This window comes from Ruegeria sp. CDSB113 (genome assembly GCF_059611045.1).
In genome coordinates this window covers 370,809-391,700 of the sequence record NZ_JBXWOU010000003.1, presented here as the reverse complement: position 1 = coordinate 391,700, position 20,892 = coordinate 370,809, and the positions used below count along the sequence as shown (strand labels likewise).

Genomic DNA, 20,892 nt, shown 5'->3' with positions numbered 1-20,892 from the left:
TTCACACCTCACCAGTCACTAAAAGTTCGTCATTATGCGCGTGTGCCATGGCGGTAAGGAAACGCGAAATGTCTGAATTTTCGGTATATTGCTTTTGAAGTTTTGGCTTCGCCAGCTGCTCCTGTGCCTGCGACAGCCAATAAATGTGTGAAAGTGATACTTGGTGGGCGTGTAGCAACTGAATTGCGCCGACATCGAACAATGCAAGCTTTTCTGTCTGCGAAAGAGCCTTAAGGCGTCGGACATCCAGGGCCAGATACCCTGCCGGCAGCGCGACGTTATCGTAGCTTACCGTTTGTTCGAAAAGACCCATCCCTTGAATGACGTTACACACGGACCGAATGTCCTTGGCCGAGCTCTCTCGTGCTTGGATAAATCTGAGGACGTTTGAAAGTTCAGCGGTCAACTCACCAGCGTCGGTAAAGAACGGTTCGTCCTCCGGAGTATCGGTGACCAGACCGGAAGATTCATCGACCAGAAGTTGCGGATCACAACCCGTTTTACTCGGCAAACCCGCTTGAAATGGCGGACACCGCAATGCGGACGGAATGTAGGTGGCCAACCATCGGCCTTCGTCGGACACAAAAGGGGTTGGCGCGTCCGGGTTCAATGACATTAGCGCTACAAGTTCAATTTCCCCCCCGGTTTCGCGAAACATTACCGGGTACGTGGCCGCGACGAGCAGAATTTCTTTCTCGACAATCGGGCAAGTCTGCTGGGTTTCCGCAAAGTGGTAAGATGAAAAACGCTTCCAGTATTTGTCACCGTGCCGCTCATATGTGACTGGAAACAGGCCGTTCTCTGCCATGTTTGATCCTTTGGTGTATGGAGTGGCTGCCAGTTGAAAAGCCGGCAGTCCGTGTTTTGATCAAGCCGTTGCTCCGGTAGGGTCGGCGATCAGGATGTTGTCCGCGTTCAATCCGCTAAGGTCGTCCAACCCCGAAAAATGCGCCATGGTTCCAACGGTGGCTGCAGTCGGGGATGAATAGTCTACCCGGACCAGAACGCTGTCGTCTCCATCTGTCGCGAGTACGTAGATCTCGTCCCCGGCTTGAAGTCCCGTCAAACTTTCGACGGCAGTTTCAATTGTATTGGTCGACAGGTCGGCCAGAACTGTGGTCAAGCCGATGACGCCCGTGTTTGCACCAACCGCGCTGCCTACATTTAATGTCTCAACGTCCGTGCCATCGCCGCGCAAGGTAGAGTGATCGAGGCCACTGAACATCAACGCATCTGCCACATCCGCTGCCGCGCCGAGTGAGAAGCCGGTGATCGTGTCCACACCGTTGGCCTCTGGGGCGGCTTCGAACACAACTACGTCTCGACCCGCGTCCGAGACATTGATGGCGTCGTCGCCGTCCTGACCACGAACAAAGCTGTCCACATCGCTGGCAACCAGAGTGTCATTTCCATCAGTGCCAATTATGACGGTCGTCGGACCCCCATCCGGGGTGGTAAGCGAAAATTCAACCTGTTTGCTGGGGTCCTGAACGGTCATGGTGAATGTCACCAGAGGTTGGTTCAGATCCGTAAAGCTGGTCGCGACACCCGCAAAGTTGACCACAGAGCCCCCAACTGGGTTGGACAGATACAGACCGAAAGCCCCATTCCCAACATCGGATCCTGCGTCGAATGTCACAACTGACGGATCAAATCCCAACTCAATCGTCATCGCTAGCCCGCTGGAAACGTCGCGGTCAGCGTCTGCGAAGATTTGGTACGTGACCGTCGAACCGCTCCGACCCGCTTCTGCAATGACATATGCGCCAGGTACATGCGCCGTTGCCTCACCAGTTGCCGGTAACGGATCAGGACCGCCTGAAACCGTGGCCTGAGCCTGAAAGTTCAGATCATCACCTGCTGAAATCCCTGTAAAATCCGACGCTGGAACCGTAAGCGACCAGGTGCCATCGGCTGCGACAGTGGCGGTGCCGACCGAGTTACTGTTGAGTGTTACGTTCACCGCTTGGCCAGCGGTGAGGCCAACGGATGTTCCAGACACAACAACACCGGAATTCTGCGCGTCGCCGAGTGAAACTGAGCTGTTCGTCCCTACAGAATTCAGATCTAACAGCGGTCGGAAATCCGTAGCGAGCGTTGTGGTCGCCGGGCTGGCGCTGTTGCCGGCCTGGTCACTGACCGTTGCCGAAACGGGGAAATTTGTACTGTCCGCCAACCCGGAAAGATCCGCTGCAGGTACAGTGACCGACCAAGTGCCACCAGTGGCGACACCGGTATATGGTTGACCATCCAGCATGACGGTGACTATTTGCCCTTCTTCCGCCGATGTCGCCCCGGAAATGGACAGATCGCTACCCCTTTCGGAGACGTCCAGAACCGATCCGACAGCCAGAGGGTTGATCGTCACGGTTGGTGCTGTGAAGTCTGTTCTAAATCCATCACTCGCGCTCGCGTTGTTACCAGCCGTGTCTGAAACCGTCGCATTCACACTGTAAATTTCGTCGTCTTGCAGGGCATTTAAGCCGGCCGCCGGCGAAACCAACGTCCAGGTGCCGCCACTGACCGTAGTGGTATTGCTCAGGTCTACAGTGCCATCTGCCCTGACGATTTCTACGGTGATGGTGGTGCCGTCCGGGGCATCCGATGTGCCTGAGACCGTCAGATCCGTGCCGCGTTCCGCCAAGTTCATGACCGGGCCGTCGGACAAATTGGTGATGGTGATGGCATGAGGTGAGAAGTCAGTGTCAAAGCTGCCGGTTGCCTGCAGTGCCGGGTTTCCGGCTGCATCTATCACGTCTGCAGTTACCGGGATTGTTGCGCCATCGGACAGTGCCGCCAAATCTGCTGCGGGCACAGTCGCGCTCCAGACTCCGCCAGAGACGGTGCCCGTATAGTCCTGACTGTTTAACGATACGGTTACGGTCTGCCCGTCCTCTGCATTAGTTGACCCGGTGATTGTCAGGTCCGTATCACGCTCAGCGGCATTCAGGACGGCACCATCAGAGAATCCGTCGATGGTCAGGGTCGGGGCAGTGACGTCCTTGGATACGGGTGCACTCGCCTGACTGGCTGTGAAGCCGTCCGCATTGGATACATCTGCGGTGATGGTGAACGCGCCCCCATCTGCCAATGCTCCTAGATCGGCCGCTGGGATAGTCACTGACCAGCTGTTGCCGGATACTGCGCCGGTGTAACTCTGGCCGTCCAGCATGACTGTTACTTGCTGCCCGTCTTCCACGTTCCCGGCAATTCCCGAAACCATCAAATCCGAACCGACATCTGCCGCGTTCACAGCGGACCCAACCGATAGCGGCGATATGGAAATTGCGGGGCCAGTCAGATCCACCGGAACCGAGGCTGTTGCCGGAACCGAAGTGTTTCCTGCTTCATCGCTGACAACGACCGTTACCGACACCGGAGTACCTGAGGGCAGATTTGCAAGATCAGCGGATGGAACAGTGACGCTCCAACTACCGTCGGAGACGGTTGTCAAATAGGTCTGCCCGCCGAATTCGACCATAACTGTCCGGCCATCAGCTGCGGTTGTCGATCCGCTCAGCGCCATATCGTTCTGAACGTCAACCAATTCGATTTTGTCGACGGGGAGAGGATCCAAGGTAACAGTCGGCGCCGTAAAGTCTGTCTCAATGCTGTCACTGATCTGTGCTGCCGGGTTCCCCGCCATATCTGAAACATCTGCGTTCAACACGATGGTTTCGCCATCCGGCAACGCGGCAAGATCGCTGGCAGGAACAGTGACGGCCCATTGACCGTCGGTCACAGTACTAGAGTATGTTCCGCCGTTCAGAGTAACCGTCACGGTCTGACCGTTTTCCGCGTTTGTCGTCCCGGAGATGGTCAGATCCGTTGCACTCTCTGCCGCATTTATGACCGCACCGTCCGACAAACCGGAAATTGTCAAAGTAGGGGGGATTGTGTCGATGTTGTAGGATATGGTTTCGGCCGAAAGTTCTTGCCCGCCGCTGCCCAGGTGGCGAACCGTGACGTTCTGAACACCTTGTGGCAGACTGGCCGCTTCGACGGCTGTCAGTGAAATGCTCCAACTTCCATCGGGATTGAGTGGCACGGACTTGACCAAAGACCCGATCGTAAGTTCCACCGTTTCGGTTCCATCCGGGACCTTGATATTGGCCTCTGTGCTGCTGAGCGCAGTGGATTGCGCTTGCGCGAGGTTCAAAACCTGAGGCGGTGCAGGCGGCGCGGGTTGAAAGTCACCATCGTCTCCACCGCCGCCGCCGGCCCCCGCCGCGGCGGCGCCAGCCAGGCCCAATCCGCCCAATGCAGCCCCGACGCCACTAATGCCACCGCCCGCCGCAGCGGCACCACCTGCTTCGGCAGCCAGACTGAATTGCGCAATTTCACTCACGGCATTTTCGGCGATCATGATTGCGCCACTGTCCAGAACCTGAACGTTCTCAGCGGCGACAATCATCGAACTGCCATCAATCATCTTCAGCAGAACATCCCCGTTTTTCAGCAGCTTCACTGACTGAACGCCGGGAATCGTTTCTGCAAACTGATAGGCGTAAAGCTCTTCTATCGTTGCCTGCGCCAAGGCGGGTAGCGCCATGAGCGTCGAACCAAGCCCCCCGGCAATACCGCGCCCAACCCAGCGTCGCATTTTGCCATCAATCCACCGGCGAATGTGGTCCTTGCGACCATTGTCTGATCCGGGGTCTGCAGTTTTGGCTTTGGGATCATGTTCTTTGGTCATCTTACCCTCACATGTGATGTCTGTGTCCGCCTGGGTGGGCCAGGATTTGTTCATCAGTCTTTCGCGTTTGTGACTCATGCGGTCGGACCAGGAAAAATTGTGTTAAACTGAAACCGAACTCCTCGTTTTCACCACAATTCCGCTTTGGTATCGGGCTGGGCATCGGATCATCCTGCAGTCATTGCCAAGTTTGGCGTGGGGTGATTTGGTATGATGCTTCAGTTCGAAAGCGTGGTTGCAACAGGGAGCGCAGCGCTCGATTCAGGTATCCGTGATACGGCTTTAAAAACGCTTAACGGGGCCACGTATCTATACAGTTTGACCGGCCCCGGCGGCGGTGTTGCGGTTTGGAATCTTGTTGATGGCGCTGTGCCGCAACTGGTTGATACCGAATATTTCAGTGGTTCGATCACCTTTCAGGTGGGTCGAACCGGAACACCAATTTCGTTTGGTGGGGGTGATCAGCTCGTTTTGGATATCGACACCGCAAATGGGCTGGTGGGGTATGATTTGAACCCGGATGGGACCGTTGGATCCTTGCGGGAAACCGGGATATTGACAGGCGGCGGTGACATTTCAGCCTTGGTGAAACTATCGACCGGGTCCGGCGATCTGCTGATGATGGCGCATGAAGATACCGGGCGGATTGTCACCTATACTGTGAACGGGGACGGCACTTTGACGTCCTCGGGCGTGATCGTGGCACGATCTGATTCGATGCAGGCGTTGAGCATCGGCGCAGACAACTTTGTTATTGCGGCCGACGGGGCCAGCAACACTGTCTCGACCTATCAGGTTGATGGGGGAACCGGAGCCATAACAGGGGTAGATAACAGCGAGGCCCTGACGACTTTGGGAATCGCGACGCCTACGGCGGTCGAAGTGATACAGGCATATGGCAAGTCCTGGGTGGTGGTCGCGGGGGCTGAAAGCAACTCTCTCAGCGTGATGGAACTGGCTGCCGATGGCCGTCTGATCCCAACCGATCACGTTCTGGATTCGCTGCACACACGGTTCGAGTCGGTTCAGGACCTTTCGGTGGTCGAGGTCAACGGGCACGTGTTCGTTGTCGCGGGCGGTGGCGATGATGGAATAACCTTGTTCGCCATGACGCCCGGTGGGCAATTGGTGCATTTGGACAGTTTTGCCGATACGCTCCAAAGCGGTTTGCAGAATGTGGAGTCGTTCAGCGTCGCGCAGGTCGGTGATGAGCTGCAGATTCTGGTCGCGTCGCAACAGGATGCGGGGCTGACCCAACTTACGGTGGATGTTGCGGATCTGGGTGTCGTGCGCAGTGGCTTGGGAACAGTTAGCGGCACCGCCAGTAACGATATGCTCAGCGGCAATATTCTTCCGACGACCCTTATTGGTGGGGCCGGGGATGACATATTGATTGCGGGTTCGGCCGCGACCACAATGACGGGCGGGTCCGGTGCCGACATCTTTGTCATGCAATACGGAGCGGAAACCACCACGATCACGGACTTTCAGGCTGGTATCGACAGGTTGGACATGTTCGACTATCCGCTTCTCAGAACGCCCGGACAGTTGACCTTTACCGTGACGGCGCAGGGTGCCCGGATTGAATACCTCAATGAGACGATAAACGTGAATTCCGCCTCTGGTGGCCCGCTGACCAGTGCTCAGGTATTTGGCGCGGGTTTTGGCGGCCCCGATCACATTCCTGTCGATTTCGGCGATTTCGGGGGGCTTGAGCCGGGCAGTTCCGACGGGGTTTTGGGGGATGTCTCAATCAGTTCAGAGACCGCCAACCCCAGCCTCAGTGACGCTGAAATCAGCTTCACCCCAAATGGCGGAGCCACAATCAGTGCTCGTGCAGACAGCAATGGGCGGTTCGATTTGAATTTACCGTCTGGCACTTTTGAAGGCGAGTTCGACGTCATCAAGACCTATTCTACCGCGAGCAAGGACATCAACGCATTGGACGCGCTGCAGGTTTTGCGAATTTCGGTCGGACTGGACCCGACATGGGGGCCAGCCTCGCCTGAGAATTTGATCGCAGCAGATTTCAACCGGGATGGTTCGGTGAATGCGCTGGATGCTTTGTCGCTTCTGCAAGTGGCGGTCGGACAGCCGACTGCGGTTCCCCCGGAATGGGTTTTCATCGACAGTGACGCGGACCTTTCAGGGATCACGCGCGCCAACGTTTCTTATGATACCGGGGCCAATGTAGTGGCTGTGGATGGCGTGATTGCCACCGACATGACCTCGATCCTGCTGGGCAACCTCGAAGCGCCTTAGTGCGCCCGGGCGGTCACTCTCGGAACGCCCGGTTGAAGTAATCTGCCAGTGGTTTGACCAAATAAGACATTGGCGTACGTTCGTCCGTCTTGATCAACGTTTCCACTGGCATACCGGGCAGCAGTTCCTGCCCTTTCAGACGATCAACTTGCCCGTCTTGTGGAACGACTTCGGCGCGATAGAACGTCTGGCCGGTGTTTTCGTCGGTAAACGTATCAGCCGAGACATTCATAACCTGTCCGTCAATTTCAGGCGTTTCACGCTGATTGAATGCGGGAAACCGCAACAAAACGGGCTGGCCAACATGCAATTGGTCCACGTGAATTGCATCGACGCGCGCGGCGACGACCAAGGGCGTATCCTGCGGTACCAGATACATCATAGGTTCCGCGGGTTGGATCACGGACTGCAGGGCAAAGACCTGACTGCCGTAAACCGTTCCCGAAACTGGGGCGCGGATATCCAGTCGCGAAAGGCGGGTGTCCAGCGACAGACGGCGCTCGGCCAATTCGGCAATCTGGGACTGAATATCACGCAGGGTCGTGATGGCTTCTTCTCGCCGTGTTGCTTCAAGCTCAAGGATCGAGATTTCGGTCGCTGATATCTGGCCTCCTAGGCGCGCGGCGGCAGCCTCCAACCGACCGATATCCCCTGTGAGGCTGGCCTCTTCACGCTGTAGGGCCGAAACACGGCTGGCCTGGGTAAGGCCGCGCTGAAGCAAGCTTTGCTGATCGTCCAGTTCGGTTTGGATCAATTCGACCTGACGCCGCAGCGAGACAAGCTGCGCTTCGGTACCGTCGATTTCACTTTCGATTTGAACGGTCTGTTTGCCCAGTTGCTCAGTTTGCTGGTCCAATGTATTCAATCGCGCCTCAAACAGGCGTTGCTGACCGGCGATCAGATCAGGTTCGATGTTTTCATGTTGCTGAATCTCAGCCAACCGGGTGGCCAGAGCTTCGGCATTTGTGCCATCGCGCTCAACTTCCAAACGGGCCCTGCGCGCCAGCAGCTCAAACAGTTGGGCTTCGACAATGGTTTTCTCGGACGACAGAAAGGTATCATCCAACCGCAGCAGCAATTCGCCGCTGGTTACGGCATCGCCATCGCGCACATAGATCTCACCAACAACGCCGCCGTCGGGGTGTTCAATCACCTGACGGTTGCTTTCGACCTCGATAATGCCCTGAGAGATAATGGCACCGGCCAAACGGGTGTTGACGGCCCAAACACCCAAGCCACCAACAAGGATGCCGAGCGCTGCAAAACCAACCAGGGCAGGGATCGTAATGCGCCACACCGGGCGCGGATTATTTGTTTTGTCCTGCATCAGTTGCTTGCCTTACTGAGGTTGCGCTGGATCGATCCGGCGTTTTGTACGACTGCGCCCAGAACCTCATCCCGAGGACCGGATTTGACCACCTGTCCTCGTTCGACAACCGCAAGATCATCACATTCCGAAATCGCTTGAGGACGGTGCGTCATAATGATCGTAGATTTTCCCGCGGCCTTAAGATCGCGAACAGCGGCGTTCAGCGCCTCGGTTCCATCGGCATCCAGCGCCGAGTTCGGTTCGTCCAAGATCAACAAAACGGGGTCTCCGTACAGCGCGCGCGACAATGCGATCCGCTGTTTTTGACCGCCCGACAGCTGACTGTCATTGCCTTCCAGAATGGTGTCGTAACCTTTTTCCAGCGTCAGAATCAGCTCATGCGCGTTGGCTTTCTTGGCTGCTGCTACAACAGCTTCAGGATTTGGGTCTTCGGACATGCGCGCGATGTTTTCCGCTACAGTTCCGTTGAACAACGTAACCTCTTGCGGAAGGTATCCGATATGCTGACCCAGATCAGTTGGATCATATTGATCCAGCGTTGCACCTCCCAACCGGATTTCGCCCGCTGCAGGCTTCCAAATACCCAACAGCGCCTTGGCCAGCGTTGATTTTCCTGACCCACTTTTTCCGATGACACCAAGCGCCCGTCCGGGTTCGAGGTTCAATGAGACGTTGCGCAGAGTTGGAGTATCCGAGCCCGGTGGGATAACCGTCAGACTTTTGGCCGTTAGCCGGGCCTGGGGCACAGGCAGCTTGGTGCGCTGTGCTTCGGGCGGCGTAGCATCCAGAAACCGGTTCAATGCGGTCCATGCGGTTCGGGCACGTTCAACGACAGCCCATTGCCCAACAACCTGTTCGACGGGAGCCAAAGCACGGCCCAACAGGATCGAGCCCGCGATCATCGCACCGGGGGTCAGTTCATTGCGCAGCACTAGCAATGCCCCAAGTGCCAGCATTGCAGATTGTAAAAACAGCCGCAGCGACTTGGTCACGGATGAAAAGCTGCCGGTCCAGTCACTGGCGGCGATTGTCTGCTGCAGGGCGTTTGAGCGTTGTCGCTGCCATCTACGCGTGATGTCCTGTTGCATGCCTTGCGAGCGGACGACTTCGGCGGCTTGCCGGGCATGTTCCGAAAAGCTGTTGGCTTTTGCGGACGCGGATTGAGCCAGAGCAACTTTGCGACGGGTCAGTATCTGGTTCAGCAATGCGATCACAACTAAAAGCGAGCCGCCACCAACAGCCAGCCAGCCCAGAAGGGGATGGAACAGAAATATTGCTGCAATAAAGATTGGCGTCCAGGGGATGTCCATCACGGCCAGCAGAACCGGAGAGGAACACAGGTTTTGGATTGACTCTAAATCGCGTAATGCCGTCGCCGGGGCAGCGCGGGCGCGCGGATGCAGCGATCGACGCAGGGTCGCGTCAAACACGCGTTCGTCCAATTGCGACTGAAACCGTGCGCCAAAACGCGCCACGATCCGACCCCGCGCAAAATCGAGCATGGCCATAAGGCCGTACAATAGAGCGACCAACAGGAACAGGGCTGCCAAAGTCTCGACCGCTCGGGAGCCAAGTACACGATCATAGACCTGCAACATGAACAAGGGTCCGGTCAGCATCAGCAAGTTGACGAAGATACTGAACAGAAACGCCAGCGCCAGGAATGTGATCCCCTGGTTGCGCGCTGATTGCATTTCATGTCTTGGCTGGGCGGCCATGCGGTTCTCGATATTCAAGAGGCTTCTCGTTTTTGTTGCTCGGGCTTCGAATGGGCTAGCATTCGCGCGCATCCTAGACTGATGTCTCAACAGTGGAAATGCATGCCGTTGCGGATTGTCCATATGCCGCCGACCGCCTTCGTATTCGGCGTATTGGGTATGGCTTAGTGGGTTCTGACTCGCGCGTTGATTGAATTTAAACTCTCTTGGGCTTTAAGTAGCGCAATCAAGGCAGAGTCCACTCGGCAAACATCTCAGGCGCTCTGAATTGTGCGTTAGTCATAGTCGCGCTTGGCTTAAACCTGGCCGCAACAAAAGGATTTTTGATCCGTTTCGTACGACCAATTACTTGGGGGCATGTCCCATTAAAAAAGGCACTTCGCGTCCGAAACAAATCGCTATTGTTATCACAAGCAATAGTGTGGGAATAAGCGCAGTCGCGCTTAGTGATGTCGATGTTACAGACGTTGTAATTCAACCTTGGGCCAGGCTGACACGGAATTGCGATACAAGGATCGTTGCCTGGCAAAAGCTGAATGTAAGTTTGCGCTGACATTTGGTGGGTTCACCACGGCCATCATCGAGCTAACGCTAGTCGTGCCTTTACTGCGATTCTGACGACGCTCGGACGCGCGGCAGAAGGCCGCGCACTCGCATGTGTTCACTAGTCTGCTTGGCCGTTTTCGCCTAAAACCTTGATGGCCCCAAGCAGGCGGGCGATTTCCTGTTCCGTATTGTAGTGACAGAAGGAAATGCGGATGCAATCCGACAGACCCAGCGGGGTAAGAACGTTGCCGGAATAGTGATCAGCCTTTCGCGTATGGGTGCGAATGCCCTGTTGATTCAATATCTCGACCACGTCTTCGGATGCATGCCTCTCGACCACGATTGACACCAGCCCTTCGCGTGCCGGGTTATCGGCACCCGCCAGAATGGTCACGTGACCCATATCACGCAGCCCCGGCAGATTGCCTGTGCCGTTGATGGCGGTATTGGTCAGGTGGGTTTCATAGGCGTGAATGGCGCGACCCGCAGCCTCGATCCGTTTGCGCGGTTCGGTCTCATCCGAGACTTCGCTACCGAGCCAGTCAAAATACGCCACTACATCCGATACGGTTGCATACGATCCCGCGTCACGGGTCCCGAACTCCCACCCGGTTGCGGGTGCGTCGATCAACATGTCATGCGGCAAAGCGCTGAGTTTGTCAGAAATCCAGGCGATGCCATATCCGTGACGCGAAAACACTTTATAGGGCGAGATCGCGTAGCCATCGACATTATAGCCATCCAGGTCCAGTTGCCCGTGGGCCGCATGCTGAATGCCGTCGACGATGATCAAACAATCCGGTGCCACAGAACGGATCGCCGCGGAAATCGCAGCTACGTCCATGCCTATGCCGGTCACGGGCGACGCATGCAGGATCGTTGCCACTGCGACATCTGGCGTCATCAGCGCGGTATAGTCATCGGCCGTAACCAACCCGGTGTCGTTGCCGTGGGGCACATTCACATACTCCAGCCCTGCGATTTCAGCCCAGCGGTGTGCTGCGCTTCGGGTGGCCGGGTGCTCGATGGATGAACCTATCACTTTTGACCCTTTGGGGGCGACCAGACACGCAGTGCGGATCATGCGAAACAGCAGCTCGGTTCCGCTTTCACCTGCGAAGAACTGCCCGGAAGATGCGTTCATGAACACGGCCAGGTCGTCTTTGGCCTTGTTAATAACGCCTTGGGTTCCCTGACCTGCCGGATTTATGCGCCCGGGATTGTCCGGGATTGCTGCATAAAAAGCCGAGGTTTCAGCGACGGATTTCAATGTCAGTGCACCGCCCGCATTCTCGAAAAAGATGCGTTCGCCTTGAAACGGGCAAGTACCGACATGGGCGAACCGGTCGCGGATGGCGTCGATGAGGGCAGGGTTGTCTTGGATCATAGATTTGTCCTGTGCATAGTCAGAGCGCGGTTCACGATCGTACGGCGGAGCTTGGTCGCCGCGATAAGACTTTGTTCCGAAAACCGTCGACAGAGTCATCGAAAATTCCGCGAATTGAATTGATCAGGCCGCATGCTGCCATCCTGTCAAGCGACAACGCGACATGATTGCGCTGCACCGTCGTTTTGTGTCGCTATCGAGCTATTCTTTCCTAAAAGTTTTCGCGCGTATTACCGGGAGATCCAGATGAGAATGGCGTCTTCTATTGGCTCGAGGGTTTGGTGAAGCACGGGATATATATAGTGAACGGTTTCATATCCTCGACAATGGTTTTTGTCAGCTTAAGCAATCTTCCCTCAGGGTGTTTTTTACGATGGTCGGACCCTTTCCTGCCGTTGGTAGATACGTTAGCTTGTTTGAAATACTGATTATTATTAAATAGTTATGCTGGATTGATCTATTTACTAAAAATTTAGTTTGACAGGTGCGCAGAAAATCGCTGATGCTGTCTGCTATCCGGTTTGCGCCGGAAAACCATAATTTTTTGGGAGGAAAGAGATGCGGAGACATCTACTTTCCGCAGTGGCGGCTGCTGCCGTCATTGCGGGGCACGGTCCCGTTTGGGCCGACGAAGCCGCAGCACAACGTTGGATCGACGACGAATTCCAGCCATCGACCCTGTCGAAAGACGAACAGATGGCGGAAATGCAATGGTTCATCGAAGCTGCACAGCCTTACAATGGCATGGAAATCAACGTTCTGTCCGAAGGCATTCCGACCCACTCCTACGAATCCGAGGTGCTGACCAAGGCATTCGAAGAGATCACGGGCATCAAGGTCAACCACCAGATTCTTGGTGAGGGCGAAGTTGTCCAGGCCGTACAGACTCAACTGCAAACCGGCCGGAACCTGTATGACGGCTATGTCAATGACAGTGACCTGATCGGCACGCATTCGCGTCTGCAACTGGCTTATCCGCTGACTGACATGATGGGTGGCGACTGGGCAGGCACGACCTCGCCGACGCTGGATCTGGATGACTTCATGGGCATTCAGTTCACCACCGGTCCGGACGGCAAGCTGTATCAGCTGCCCGATCAGCAGTTTGCGAACCTCTACTGGTTCCGCAAGGACTGGTTTGATGATGAGGCCAACAAAGCCGCGTTCAAAGAGAAGTACGGCTATGATCTGGGTGTTCCGGTCAACTGGTCAGCTTACGAAGACATCGCAGATTTCTTCACCAACGACGTGAAAGAAGTCGACGGCACCACGATCTATGGCCACATGGATTACGGCAAGCGTGCGCCCGACCTGGGTTGGCGTATGACTGATGCATGGTTGTCGATGGCTGGTGCAGGTGATAAAGGCGAGCCAAACGGTATCCCCGTCGACGAATGGGGCATCCGCATGGAAGCGGGCACCTGTAACCCCGTTGGTGCCTCCGTATCACGCGGTGGTGCGGCCAACGGTCCGGCTGCGGTCTATGCGATCCGCAAGTGGGATGAATGGCTGCGGAACTATGCACCTCCGGGTGCTGCGTCTTATGACTTCTATCAGTCGCTGCCTGCACTCAGCCAAGGCAACGTGGCCCAGCAGATCTTCTGGTACACAGCCTTTACCGCCGACATGGTGAAGCCGAAGTCCGAAGGCAACAACACCGTAGATGACGAAGGCACGCCGCTTTGGCGGATGGCGCCCAGCCCGCACGGCCCATATTGGGAAGATGGCCAGAAGGTCGGGTATCAGGACGTGGGTTCCTGGACCTTCCTGAAGTCGACCCCTGCGGATCGTGCTCAGGCGGCTTGGCTCTATGCCCAGTTCGTGACCTCCAAGACCGTCGACGTGAAGAAGTCCCACGTGGGTCTGACATTCATCCGCGACAGTTCGGTCAATCACGAGTCGTTCACCGAGCGCGCACCCAAGCTGGGTGGTCTGGTCGAGTTCTACCGCTCACCTGACCGTGTGGCATGGTCGCCCACCGGCATCAACGTGCCGGACTATCCGAAGCTGGCCCAGATCTGGTGGCAGCAGATCGGTGACGTGAACTCGGGCGCCTTCACCCCGCAAGAGGCGATGGACCGTCTGGCCGAAGAGATGGACATCACCATGGCCCGTATGCAGGCCGCGGATGAAAGCGCTGGTGTCTACGGTGGCTGTGGTCCCCGCCTGAACGAACCGCAGGATGCGTCGTTCTGGTTGGAAAAAGCAGGCTCGCCCAAAGCCAAGCTTGAGAACGAAAAGCCGCAGGGCCAGACCGTCAACTACGACGAACTGGTTCAGCGCTGGCAGTCTCAGTAAGCCATTGAAACCCGGGGATGCCGTTTCAGGCATCCCCACCTCAAGACCAGTGCGACGCACTGAAGAACCGGAACCCACGGACATGATCGAACTACAAGATGCCACCAAACGCGTCGGCAACGTTATCCATATCAAGCCTACGACCCTGACGCTGCAAACCGGCCATTTCAATGTGCTGCTGGGCGCGACGGGATCCGGCAAAACCTCTCTGATCAAGATGATGGCCGGGCTGGACCCGATCGCCTCGGGCAAGGTGCTGATGGACGGGCAGGACGTCACAAGGCTGAACACGCAAAAGCGACAGATCAGCCTCGTGCACCAGTTCTTCGTGAACTATCCGCATATGACTGTCTTTGACAACATCGCCTCGCCGTTGCGTGTGGCTGGGATGGCGAAATCCGAGATTGAAGGGCGCGTGGAAGAGGCCGCCGACTTGCTGCAGCTGCGCCCTATGTTGCATCGCCGACCGCATGAGTTGTCAGGCGGCCAACAGCAACGTACCGCGCTGGCCCGTGCCATCGCAAAAGAAAGCCGAGCCGTGTTCCTCGATGAACCGTTGGCCAACCTGGATTACAAGCTGCGCGAAGAACTGCGTGAGCAGCTACCTGACCTGTTTGCCGGTCGTGGGGCGGTGGTGGTTTACGCCACCTCGGAACCCGAAGAGGCGCTGCTTTTGGGTGGATATACCGCCCTTATGGAAGACGGTCGCGTTACGCAATTCGGCCCGACTGCTGATATCTATCGCAACCCTGAGAATATTGCCGCTGCGCGCGTGTTCTCAGACCCGCCGATCAATGTGGCCCGCGTCACCGTGTCAGCTACGCAGGCACAGCTTGCGGGCGGCGGCGGCTGGGCGGTTTCGGATTTGGCGGACGGCGAGTACATAGTTGCAGTACGACCGCACCGAGTGACTCCCACCCGCACCTCGGATGCCGATGTGGAACTGACAGGTCGTGTGATTGTCACAGAGCTATCGGGTTCGGATTCCAGCGCGCACTTCCAGCACGGGGATGATGCTTGGGTCTCTTTGGCGGCAGGCGTGCACCCTTATCGGGTGGACGAAGATCACCGATTTTATATGAACCCGGCCCATTGCCGGTATTTCGGCCAAGACGGCAAAAGGGTGGCCTGACATGGCACAGATCAAGCTTTCAAACCTAAAACACAGCTATATGCCGACGCCAAAAGGCCCGGATGACTACGCGCTGAAGGAAATTGACGTGACCTGGCGCGATGGCGGGGCGTATGCCTTGTTGGGGCCATCAGGTTGCGGGAAGTCCACGCTGCTGAACATTATTTCCGGTCTTCTGACACCGTCTGAGGGGCAGATCCTGTTCGATGACCGCGACGTGACGGCCTTGCCGCCCGATCAACGCAATATCGCGCAGGTGTTCCAGTTTCCAGTAATCTACGACACGATGACCGTGGGTGAAAACCTGGCTTTTCCGCTGAAAAACCGGGGTGTCGACGCCGCGACAATCAAACGCCGCGTCGATGAGATTGCCGAGATGCTGGACGTCACCGAGTTGCTGAAAACCCGCGCGTCGGGCCTTAGCCCGGACAACAAACAGAAGATCTCGATGGGTCGCGGTCTGGTCCGCGACGACGTAAATGCGGTGATGTTCGACGAACCGCTGACTGTGATCGACCCACACCTGAAATGGAAGCTGCGGTCGAAACTGAAAGAACTACATCAGCGCGTCAAAGCCACCATGATCTATGTGACCCACGATCAGACCGAGGCGCTGACCTTCGCAGACGAAGTGGTCGTGATGCAAGACGGCGAAGTGGTTCAGATCGGCACGCCTGTCGAGCTGTTCGAACGTCCTCAGCACACGTTTGTTGGTCACTTCATCGGCTCTCCCGGCATGAACGTTCTACCTTGTGAAGCCAGGGGCGACCGCGCCGTTTTCGAAGGCCACGAAGTGATGCTGGAAGGTCCGACCCATGGTGATGGCGGTCGCACCGATCTGGGCATCCGCCCCGAATATGTTGGGTTCGGTGACACAGGTATCCCTGCACATGTAACAAAGGTCTCGGATATTGGCCGTCACTACGTGGTCAGCGCCATGGTCGGTAACACGGCCCTAAAAGCAGTAACTGAACACAGTGTCCCGGAACCGGGATCACAAGTCTTCCTGCAATTCAAACCTGAACAATCGCGCGTCTACCGCGACGGCTGGATCGCAAGCGAGGAGCGGGCACAATGAGAACGGAAAACCAAAAGGCATGGTTCTTTGTCTTACCGGTTCTGGCACTGGTCGCCTTCAATGCGCTGGTGCCGATGATGACGGTGGTCAACTACTCAGTGCAGGAAACCTTCGGCAACAACCAGTTCTTCTGGGAGGGACTGGGCTGGTTCGAACAGATCCTGCGTTCCGACCGGTTTCAGGCTGCGCTTGGACGGCAGTTCCTGTTCACTTTCCTGATCCTGCTGATTGAGGTGCCGCTTGGCATCATTGTGGCCCTGTCGATGCCGCGCAAAGGGTTCTGGGTTCCTGTTTGTCTGGTTCTCATGGCTCTGCCGATGCTGATCCCGTGGAACGTTGTAGGTTCGATGTGGAATATCTTTACCCTGCCCAAGATCGGCTTGCTGGGCTATTTCCTAAATGACGTTTTGGGCATCAACTATGACATGACGCAGCAGCCGCTGTCGGCGTGGATCACGGTCGTCATCATGGATGTCTGGCACTGGACTTCATTGGTCGTACTACTCTGCTATGCTGGCCTCGTGTCGATCCCTGACGCCTATTATCAGGCCGCCAAGATCGACGGGGCTAGCCCGTGGTCGGTATTCCGCTATATCCAGTTGCCCAAGATGAAAACAGTCCTGACCATCGCGGTACTGCTGCGGTTCATGGACAGTTTCAACATCTATACCGAGCCCTTCGTTCTGACCGGCGGCGGCCCCGGCAATTCAACCACCTTGCTGTCGATCGACCTTGTGAAGATCGCGCTGGGACAATTTGACCTTGGCCCTGCAGCCGCGATGAGCCTGATCTACTTCGCCATCACGCTGCTGGTGTCTTGGGTCTTCTACACTCTGATGACAAAGGATGACGCGCAATGAAGAAGCGGTCCCTTATCCCGATCCTCTATATCGCGTTCCTCATGCTGCCGATCTATTGGCTGGTGGCGATGTCCTTCAAGACGACAAACGAGATCCTGTCGGGCTTTTCCCTATTCCCCCAGACTTTTACACTGGAAAACTACGTCACGATCTTCACGGACCCGACGTGGTATTGGGGCTACATCAATTCGATAGCTTACGTGACGATCAACACAGTGCTGTCGGTGTGTGTTGCCTTGCCAGCCGCTTATGCGTTCTCTCGGTATCGGTTCCTTGGCGACAAGCAGTTGTTCTTCTGGTTGCTGACCAACCGTATGGCGCCGGCCGCGGTGTTCGCGCTGCCCTTCTTCCAGCTATATTCGTCCATCGGTCTGTTCGACACATATCTAGCCGTGGCACTTGCCCATACACTGTTCAACGTGCCGTTGGCTGTTTGGATCCTGGAAGGTTTCATGCGCGGCATTCCCAAAGAACTGGATGAGACCGCCTATGTGGATGGGTATTCGTTCCCACGTTTCTTCGTGACGATTTTCCTGCCGAACATCAAAGCGGGTGTTGGTGTCGCGGCCTTCTTCTGCTTCATGTTTTCGTGGGTCGAGATGCTGTTGGCCAAAACCCTGACTGCGGTCGAGGCTAAACCCATCGCGGCCGTGATGACGCGTACTGCCTCCAGCGCCGGGTACGAGCTGGGCCTGCTGGCCGCTGCCGGAACCCTGACCATCATCCCCGGAGCCATCGTCATTTGGTTTGTCCGCAACTACATCGCGCGCGGTTTCGCGATGGGTCGTGTGTGAGGTTCGATATGCGTAAACTTCTTCTCATCCTCCCCTTCGTACCTACGACGGCCTTGGCTCAGGCTCAGACCGGATGGGGCAACGTTGGCCAACAAGAGGAAAAGGGATTTTCCTGGACCGACCCTTTGTGGCCCGATTTCTGGATGGCCTGGACGCCTGCGACACTTGCAGTTTTCGTTGGGATATTCTCAGCCATCGCGCTGATTGGCGTTCTCGAAGGCTTCAAGTATCGCGACGGGATTGAGCGGCGCGGCGTGTTGGGTCTGACCACCACGCTCGGCGATCGTCTCTTCATCACGCTTCTGGGCTCGGCCTACATCTTTCTGGCCTGGCTCGGATTGGTTGGGCAACCGGTTTGGACGCCGCTGTTTTTGTCCATCGGTTGGGGCATCTTCGTCTTCTGGAAAGTTTAGGCTTTGCGAAACAGTGAAAGGATGCTTGTCTGTCAGGCATACTACTAAATGGCGACACCGAGACTGATGCGAAAGAAAAAAACTACGAACTTACTGACTGAAGTGGAACTTGAGTTCATGAACGAACTCTGGGCGCTGGGTCAGGGCTCGGTCCGAGATGTTCTTGATCGTTTGGCGCCGGATCGAAATCTGGCCTACACATCCGGCGCAACAATTTTGCGCATTCTCGATGAAAAGGGATTTGTAGAAAGCGAAAAGAACGGCAAATCGTTGATTTATAGGCCACTTCTAGAAAAAGACAGGTATCAGTCGCGTTCGCTGCAAAATCTCTCCCGGACGTTATTCGACGACACCCCCGCAACTTTGGTTGCAAGGTTGGTCGACGATGCGGGGCTGACAGAAGATGATCTGGAGGAAATTCGAGCACTGGTAGAGAGGAGACTGCAAAATGACGGCGGTTAAACCGGTTCTCGACGCGTTTCTCGAGTTCAATGTTGTACTTGGATTGTCGGCACTTATCTGGCTGGCGGTGCGCGTCGTATTCGCGCGATCGTCGATGCGATATGGGTTTGTTGCACAACTTCGATCGCTAAAAGCACTTTGTATCTGTGTTGTGCTGAGCCCGGTGCTGGCAATGGGTGTCTCGGCCTTTATCGGTTTTCTGTGGCCGGGACGCGCAGTCGCGCTGGGGGATCTGGCCGTGGCAGCCTACTTGCGTGGTGATATTGCCATGCCGGCTGCGCAGTTCGAAACCCTGCTGAACACACGCGAACGTTGGCTTGATCACGTTCTTTCTGGTTCGTCTGTCCTTGTAACATGCGTTTTGATTGCATTCGCTCTGGTGTCGACTTTCCTGACAATTCGTGTGGTTCGTGATGCATGGGCAATTCGCAAAACCGTGAGATCCAGCTTTCTTTGGCGGCGGTCGTCCAAGGTAGACATTCGTTTGTCGGACCGGATAACCGTACCCTTCGCTGTACGCGGCCTACGTCGCCGACACGTCGTCTTACCCAGCCATTTGCTGAATACACCGCGTGAATTGCGGTTCGCTCTGGCACACGAATTTCAACATATCCGTGCTTTGGATGTGGAGTGGGAGTTGGGCTTTGAGCTGATGCGCCCGCTTCTGTTCTGGAACCCGGCATATCTGGTGATTAAGCACCAGTTTGACCGACTGCGCGAGTTGGCCTGTGACCAGTCCGTTGTCTCGCGCAAAGGTATAGACGCCAAAGACTATACGGCCTGTTTGCTGGATTACTGTTCGCGATCTCTTACAATGAACTGCCCACGTATTCTTCATGTGGCCTTGGTGAACGGGACAAAAGCAAAGCATGTGTTGCGTTTGCGTGTGATTGCCTTGACCGAAGCGTCGACGGCAAGTCCACCTCTGCCTGCCGTATTTCTTGGGATGACTCTAGCATTGGCAACCATTCTTGCTATCAGCTCGGCGTCAGTGCGCCAAACGCAGGATTGGAGCCACGATCGCTTGATGCTGTCGACAGTTGTTAATCTGGAACGGCTTGAGGCTCGCACTCAGGGGAATTGATATGCGGTGATGCTCTCCAGCCAGGGTTGGAGAGACGGATTGCCGTTTCATGCGCACGATGTTCAGCGCCGGGCATTTTTGGCCCGAGGCTGGGGCATGTTGAGTTCCTGATTTTGCGTTAAAACGGGGCAGGGGTGCCCGTTTTAACGCAACCAGGCTGAGCTATGTCGTTTCACCAACGTACAACAGCTTGCGCAACCGGAATGGTGTTGCCTTGCGGGCCCGAACCCAGTGCGAGTTGCACGCTTCCCAAAGAATGGATCGGAAATCAAACGAGAGTCTGACGCAAATAATCAGACTCTTTAATAATCCCCTATAGGTTGTGTATTTTTTGCCACAGCGTGGTAGTCAAACGCAGAAAACCCTGCAGTCAGATTGACTGCAGAGATCAATAAAATAGAAGTGGATCAATAATTTATGGTTTGAGGCTTTGAGTTTTTTATGAGCGCTGTTTTGCCCTCTTTAGGTGTACATATTTTAGCGGATTTCTTCGATTCAACTGCACTTTATGATCCTGCCCCAGCTGAAGAAGCTCTGACACGCGCGGCGATTGCAGCCAAAGCGCATGTCCTTAACGTGGAAACTCATGATTTCGGGCAACGTGCGGGGTTTACTGGGGTGGCTTTGTTGGCTGAATCCCATATCTCGATCCACACATGGCCCGAGCATGGTTATGCCGCCATTGATATCTTCATGTGCGGCGACGCCGAGCCGCAACGCAGCCTGGACGTACTGAAATCCTATTTCCGCCCGCAGCGCACTGAGGTGCAATCCATCAAACGGGGCCTGATCGGACAAAACGTGCCGCGGCTGGCTGTGGCTGGCTTTTAAA

Annotated in this window: 15 protein-coding genes; 10 read left to right on the top strand and 5 right to left on the bottom strand. The window is 55.9% G+C overall.

The genetic code is table 11. The features are described from left to right. Window position 1 precedes the first annotated feature (1 nt). Both AC2FIS_RS08515 and AC2FIS_RS08510 read right to left on the bottom strand, forming a co-directional pair. Window positions 2-808, bottom strand: coding sequence for a SapC family protein (locus AC2FIS_RS08515; RefSeq protein ID WP_496772843.1), 807 nt, complete (start codon window positions 806-808; stop codon window positions 2-4). Between the two features lie 60 nt (window positions 809-868). Then, window positions 869-4,774 carry an Ig-like domain-containing protein gene (locus tag AC2FIS_RS08510; RefSeq protein ID WP_496772842.1) on the bottom strand — a complete coding sequence of 1,302 codons (3,906 nt, stop codon included), beginning with the start codon at window positions 4,772-4,774 and terminating at the stop codon, window positions 869-871. A 132-nt stretch (window positions 4,775-4,906) separates the two neighbouring features. Here AC2FIS_RS08510 and AC2FIS_RS08505 point away from each other — a divergent pair, with 132 nt between their 5' ends. Then, window positions 4,907-6,958, top strand: coding sequence for a dockerin type I domain-containing protein (locus AC2FIS_RS08505; protein WP_496772841.1), 2,052 nt, complete (start codon window positions 4,907-4,909; stop codon window positions 6,956-6,958). Between the two features lie 13 nt (window positions 6,959-6,971). Here the strand turns inward: AC2FIS_RS08505 and AC2FIS_RS08500 are convergent, their stop codons facing one another. The 3 genes from AC2FIS_RS08500 to AC2FIS_RS08490 form a co-directional block, all read right to left on the bottom strand. Continuing rightward, window positions 6,972-8,285 (bottom strand): HlyD family type I secretion periplasmic adaptor subunit, encoded by a 1,314-nt coding sequence (locus AC2FIS_RS08500; protein ID WP_496772840.1) that lies wholly within the window; start codon window positions 8,283-8,285, stop codon window positions 6,972-6,974. Continuing rightward, entirely contained in the window at window positions 8,285-9,982 is a 1,698-nt protein-coding gene (locus AC2FIS_RS08495) for a type I secretion system permease/ATPase (RefSeq protein WP_496772916.1), read from the bottom strand. Before AC2FIS_RS08495 ends, AC2FIS_RS08500 begins: the two co-directional genes overlap by 1 nt. Before the next feature lie 688 nt (window positions 9,983-10,670). Further along, window positions 10,671-11,939 (bottom strand): aminotransferase class V-fold PLP-dependent enzyme, encoded by a 1,269-nt coding sequence (locus tag AC2FIS_RS08490; RefSeq protein WP_496772838.1) that lies wholly within the window; start codon window positions 11,937-11,939, stop codon window positions 10,671-10,673. A gap of 558 nt (window positions 11,940-12,497) precedes the next feature. Between AC2FIS_RS08490 and AC2FIS_RS08485 the strand changes: the two genes are divergently transcribed. From AC2FIS_RS08485 to speD, 9 genes are all read left to right on the top strand, one after another. Further along, a complete protein-coding gene (locus AC2FIS_RS08485; protein ID WP_282152092.1) occupies window positions 12,498-14,237 on the top strand; it encodes an ABC transporter substrate-binding protein in 1,740 nt (579 codons plus the stop codon). 82 nt (window positions 14,238-14,319) lie between these two features. Next, the gene (locus tag AC2FIS_RS08480) at window positions 14,320-15,369 is read left to right on the top strand and encodes an ABC transporter ATP-binding protein (RefSeq protein WP_496772837.1); all 1,050 of its coding nucleotides are present in this window, start codon (window positions 14,320-14,322) and stop codon (window positions 15,367-15,369) included. A 1-nt stretch (window position 15,370) separates the two neighbouring features. Next, window positions 15,371-16,447: an ABC transporter ATP-binding protein gene (locus AC2FIS_RS08475; RefSeq protein WP_108859743.1), complete on the top strand. Its 1,077-nt coding sequence runs from the start codon at window positions 15,371-15,373 to the stop codon at window positions 16,445-16,447. Then, window positions 16,444-17,307, top strand: coding sequence for a carbohydrate ABC transporter permease (locus AC2FIS_RS08470; protein ID WP_058274620.1), 864 nt, complete (start codon window positions 16,444-16,446; stop codon window positions 17,305-17,307). The genes AC2FIS_RS08475 and AC2FIS_RS08470 overlap by 4 nt, the downstream gene beginning before the upstream one ends. After that, window positions 17,304-18,101, top strand: a complete 798-nt coding sequence (locus tag AC2FIS_RS08465; RefSeq protein WP_170415418.1) for a carbohydrate ABC transporter permease — start codon at window positions 17,304-17,306, stop codon at window positions 18,099-18,101. Before AC2FIS_RS08470 ends, AC2FIS_RS08465 begins: the two co-directional genes overlap by 4 nt. An 8-nt stretch (window positions 18,102-18,109) precedes the next feature. Next, entirely contained in the window at window positions 18,110-18,514 is a 405-nt protein-coding gene (locus AC2FIS_RS08460; RefSeq protein WP_496723204.1) for a DUF2160 domain-containing protein, read from the top strand. Window positions 18,515-18,580: 66 nt separating this feature from the next. Beyond that, entirely contained in the window at window positions 18,581-18,976 is a 396-nt protein-coding gene (locus AC2FIS_RS08455; RefSeq protein WP_113790821.1) for a BlaI/MecI/CopY family transcriptional regulator, read from the top strand. Further along, on the top strand, window positions 18,963-20,060 hold the full coding sequence (locus AC2FIS_RS08450) for a M56 family metallopeptidase (protein WP_496772836.1): 1,098 nt from the start codon (window positions 18,963-18,965) through the stop codon (window positions 20,058-20,060). Before AC2FIS_RS08455 ends, AC2FIS_RS08450 begins: the two co-directional genes overlap by 14 nt. A gap of 441 nt (window positions 20,061-20,501) precedes the next feature. Next, entirely contained in the window at window positions 20,502-20,891 is a 390-nt protein-coding gene (speD, locus tag AC2FIS_RS08445; protein ID WP_496772834.1) for an adenosylmethionine decarboxylase, read from the top strand. Window position 20,892: the final 1 nt, after the last annotated feature.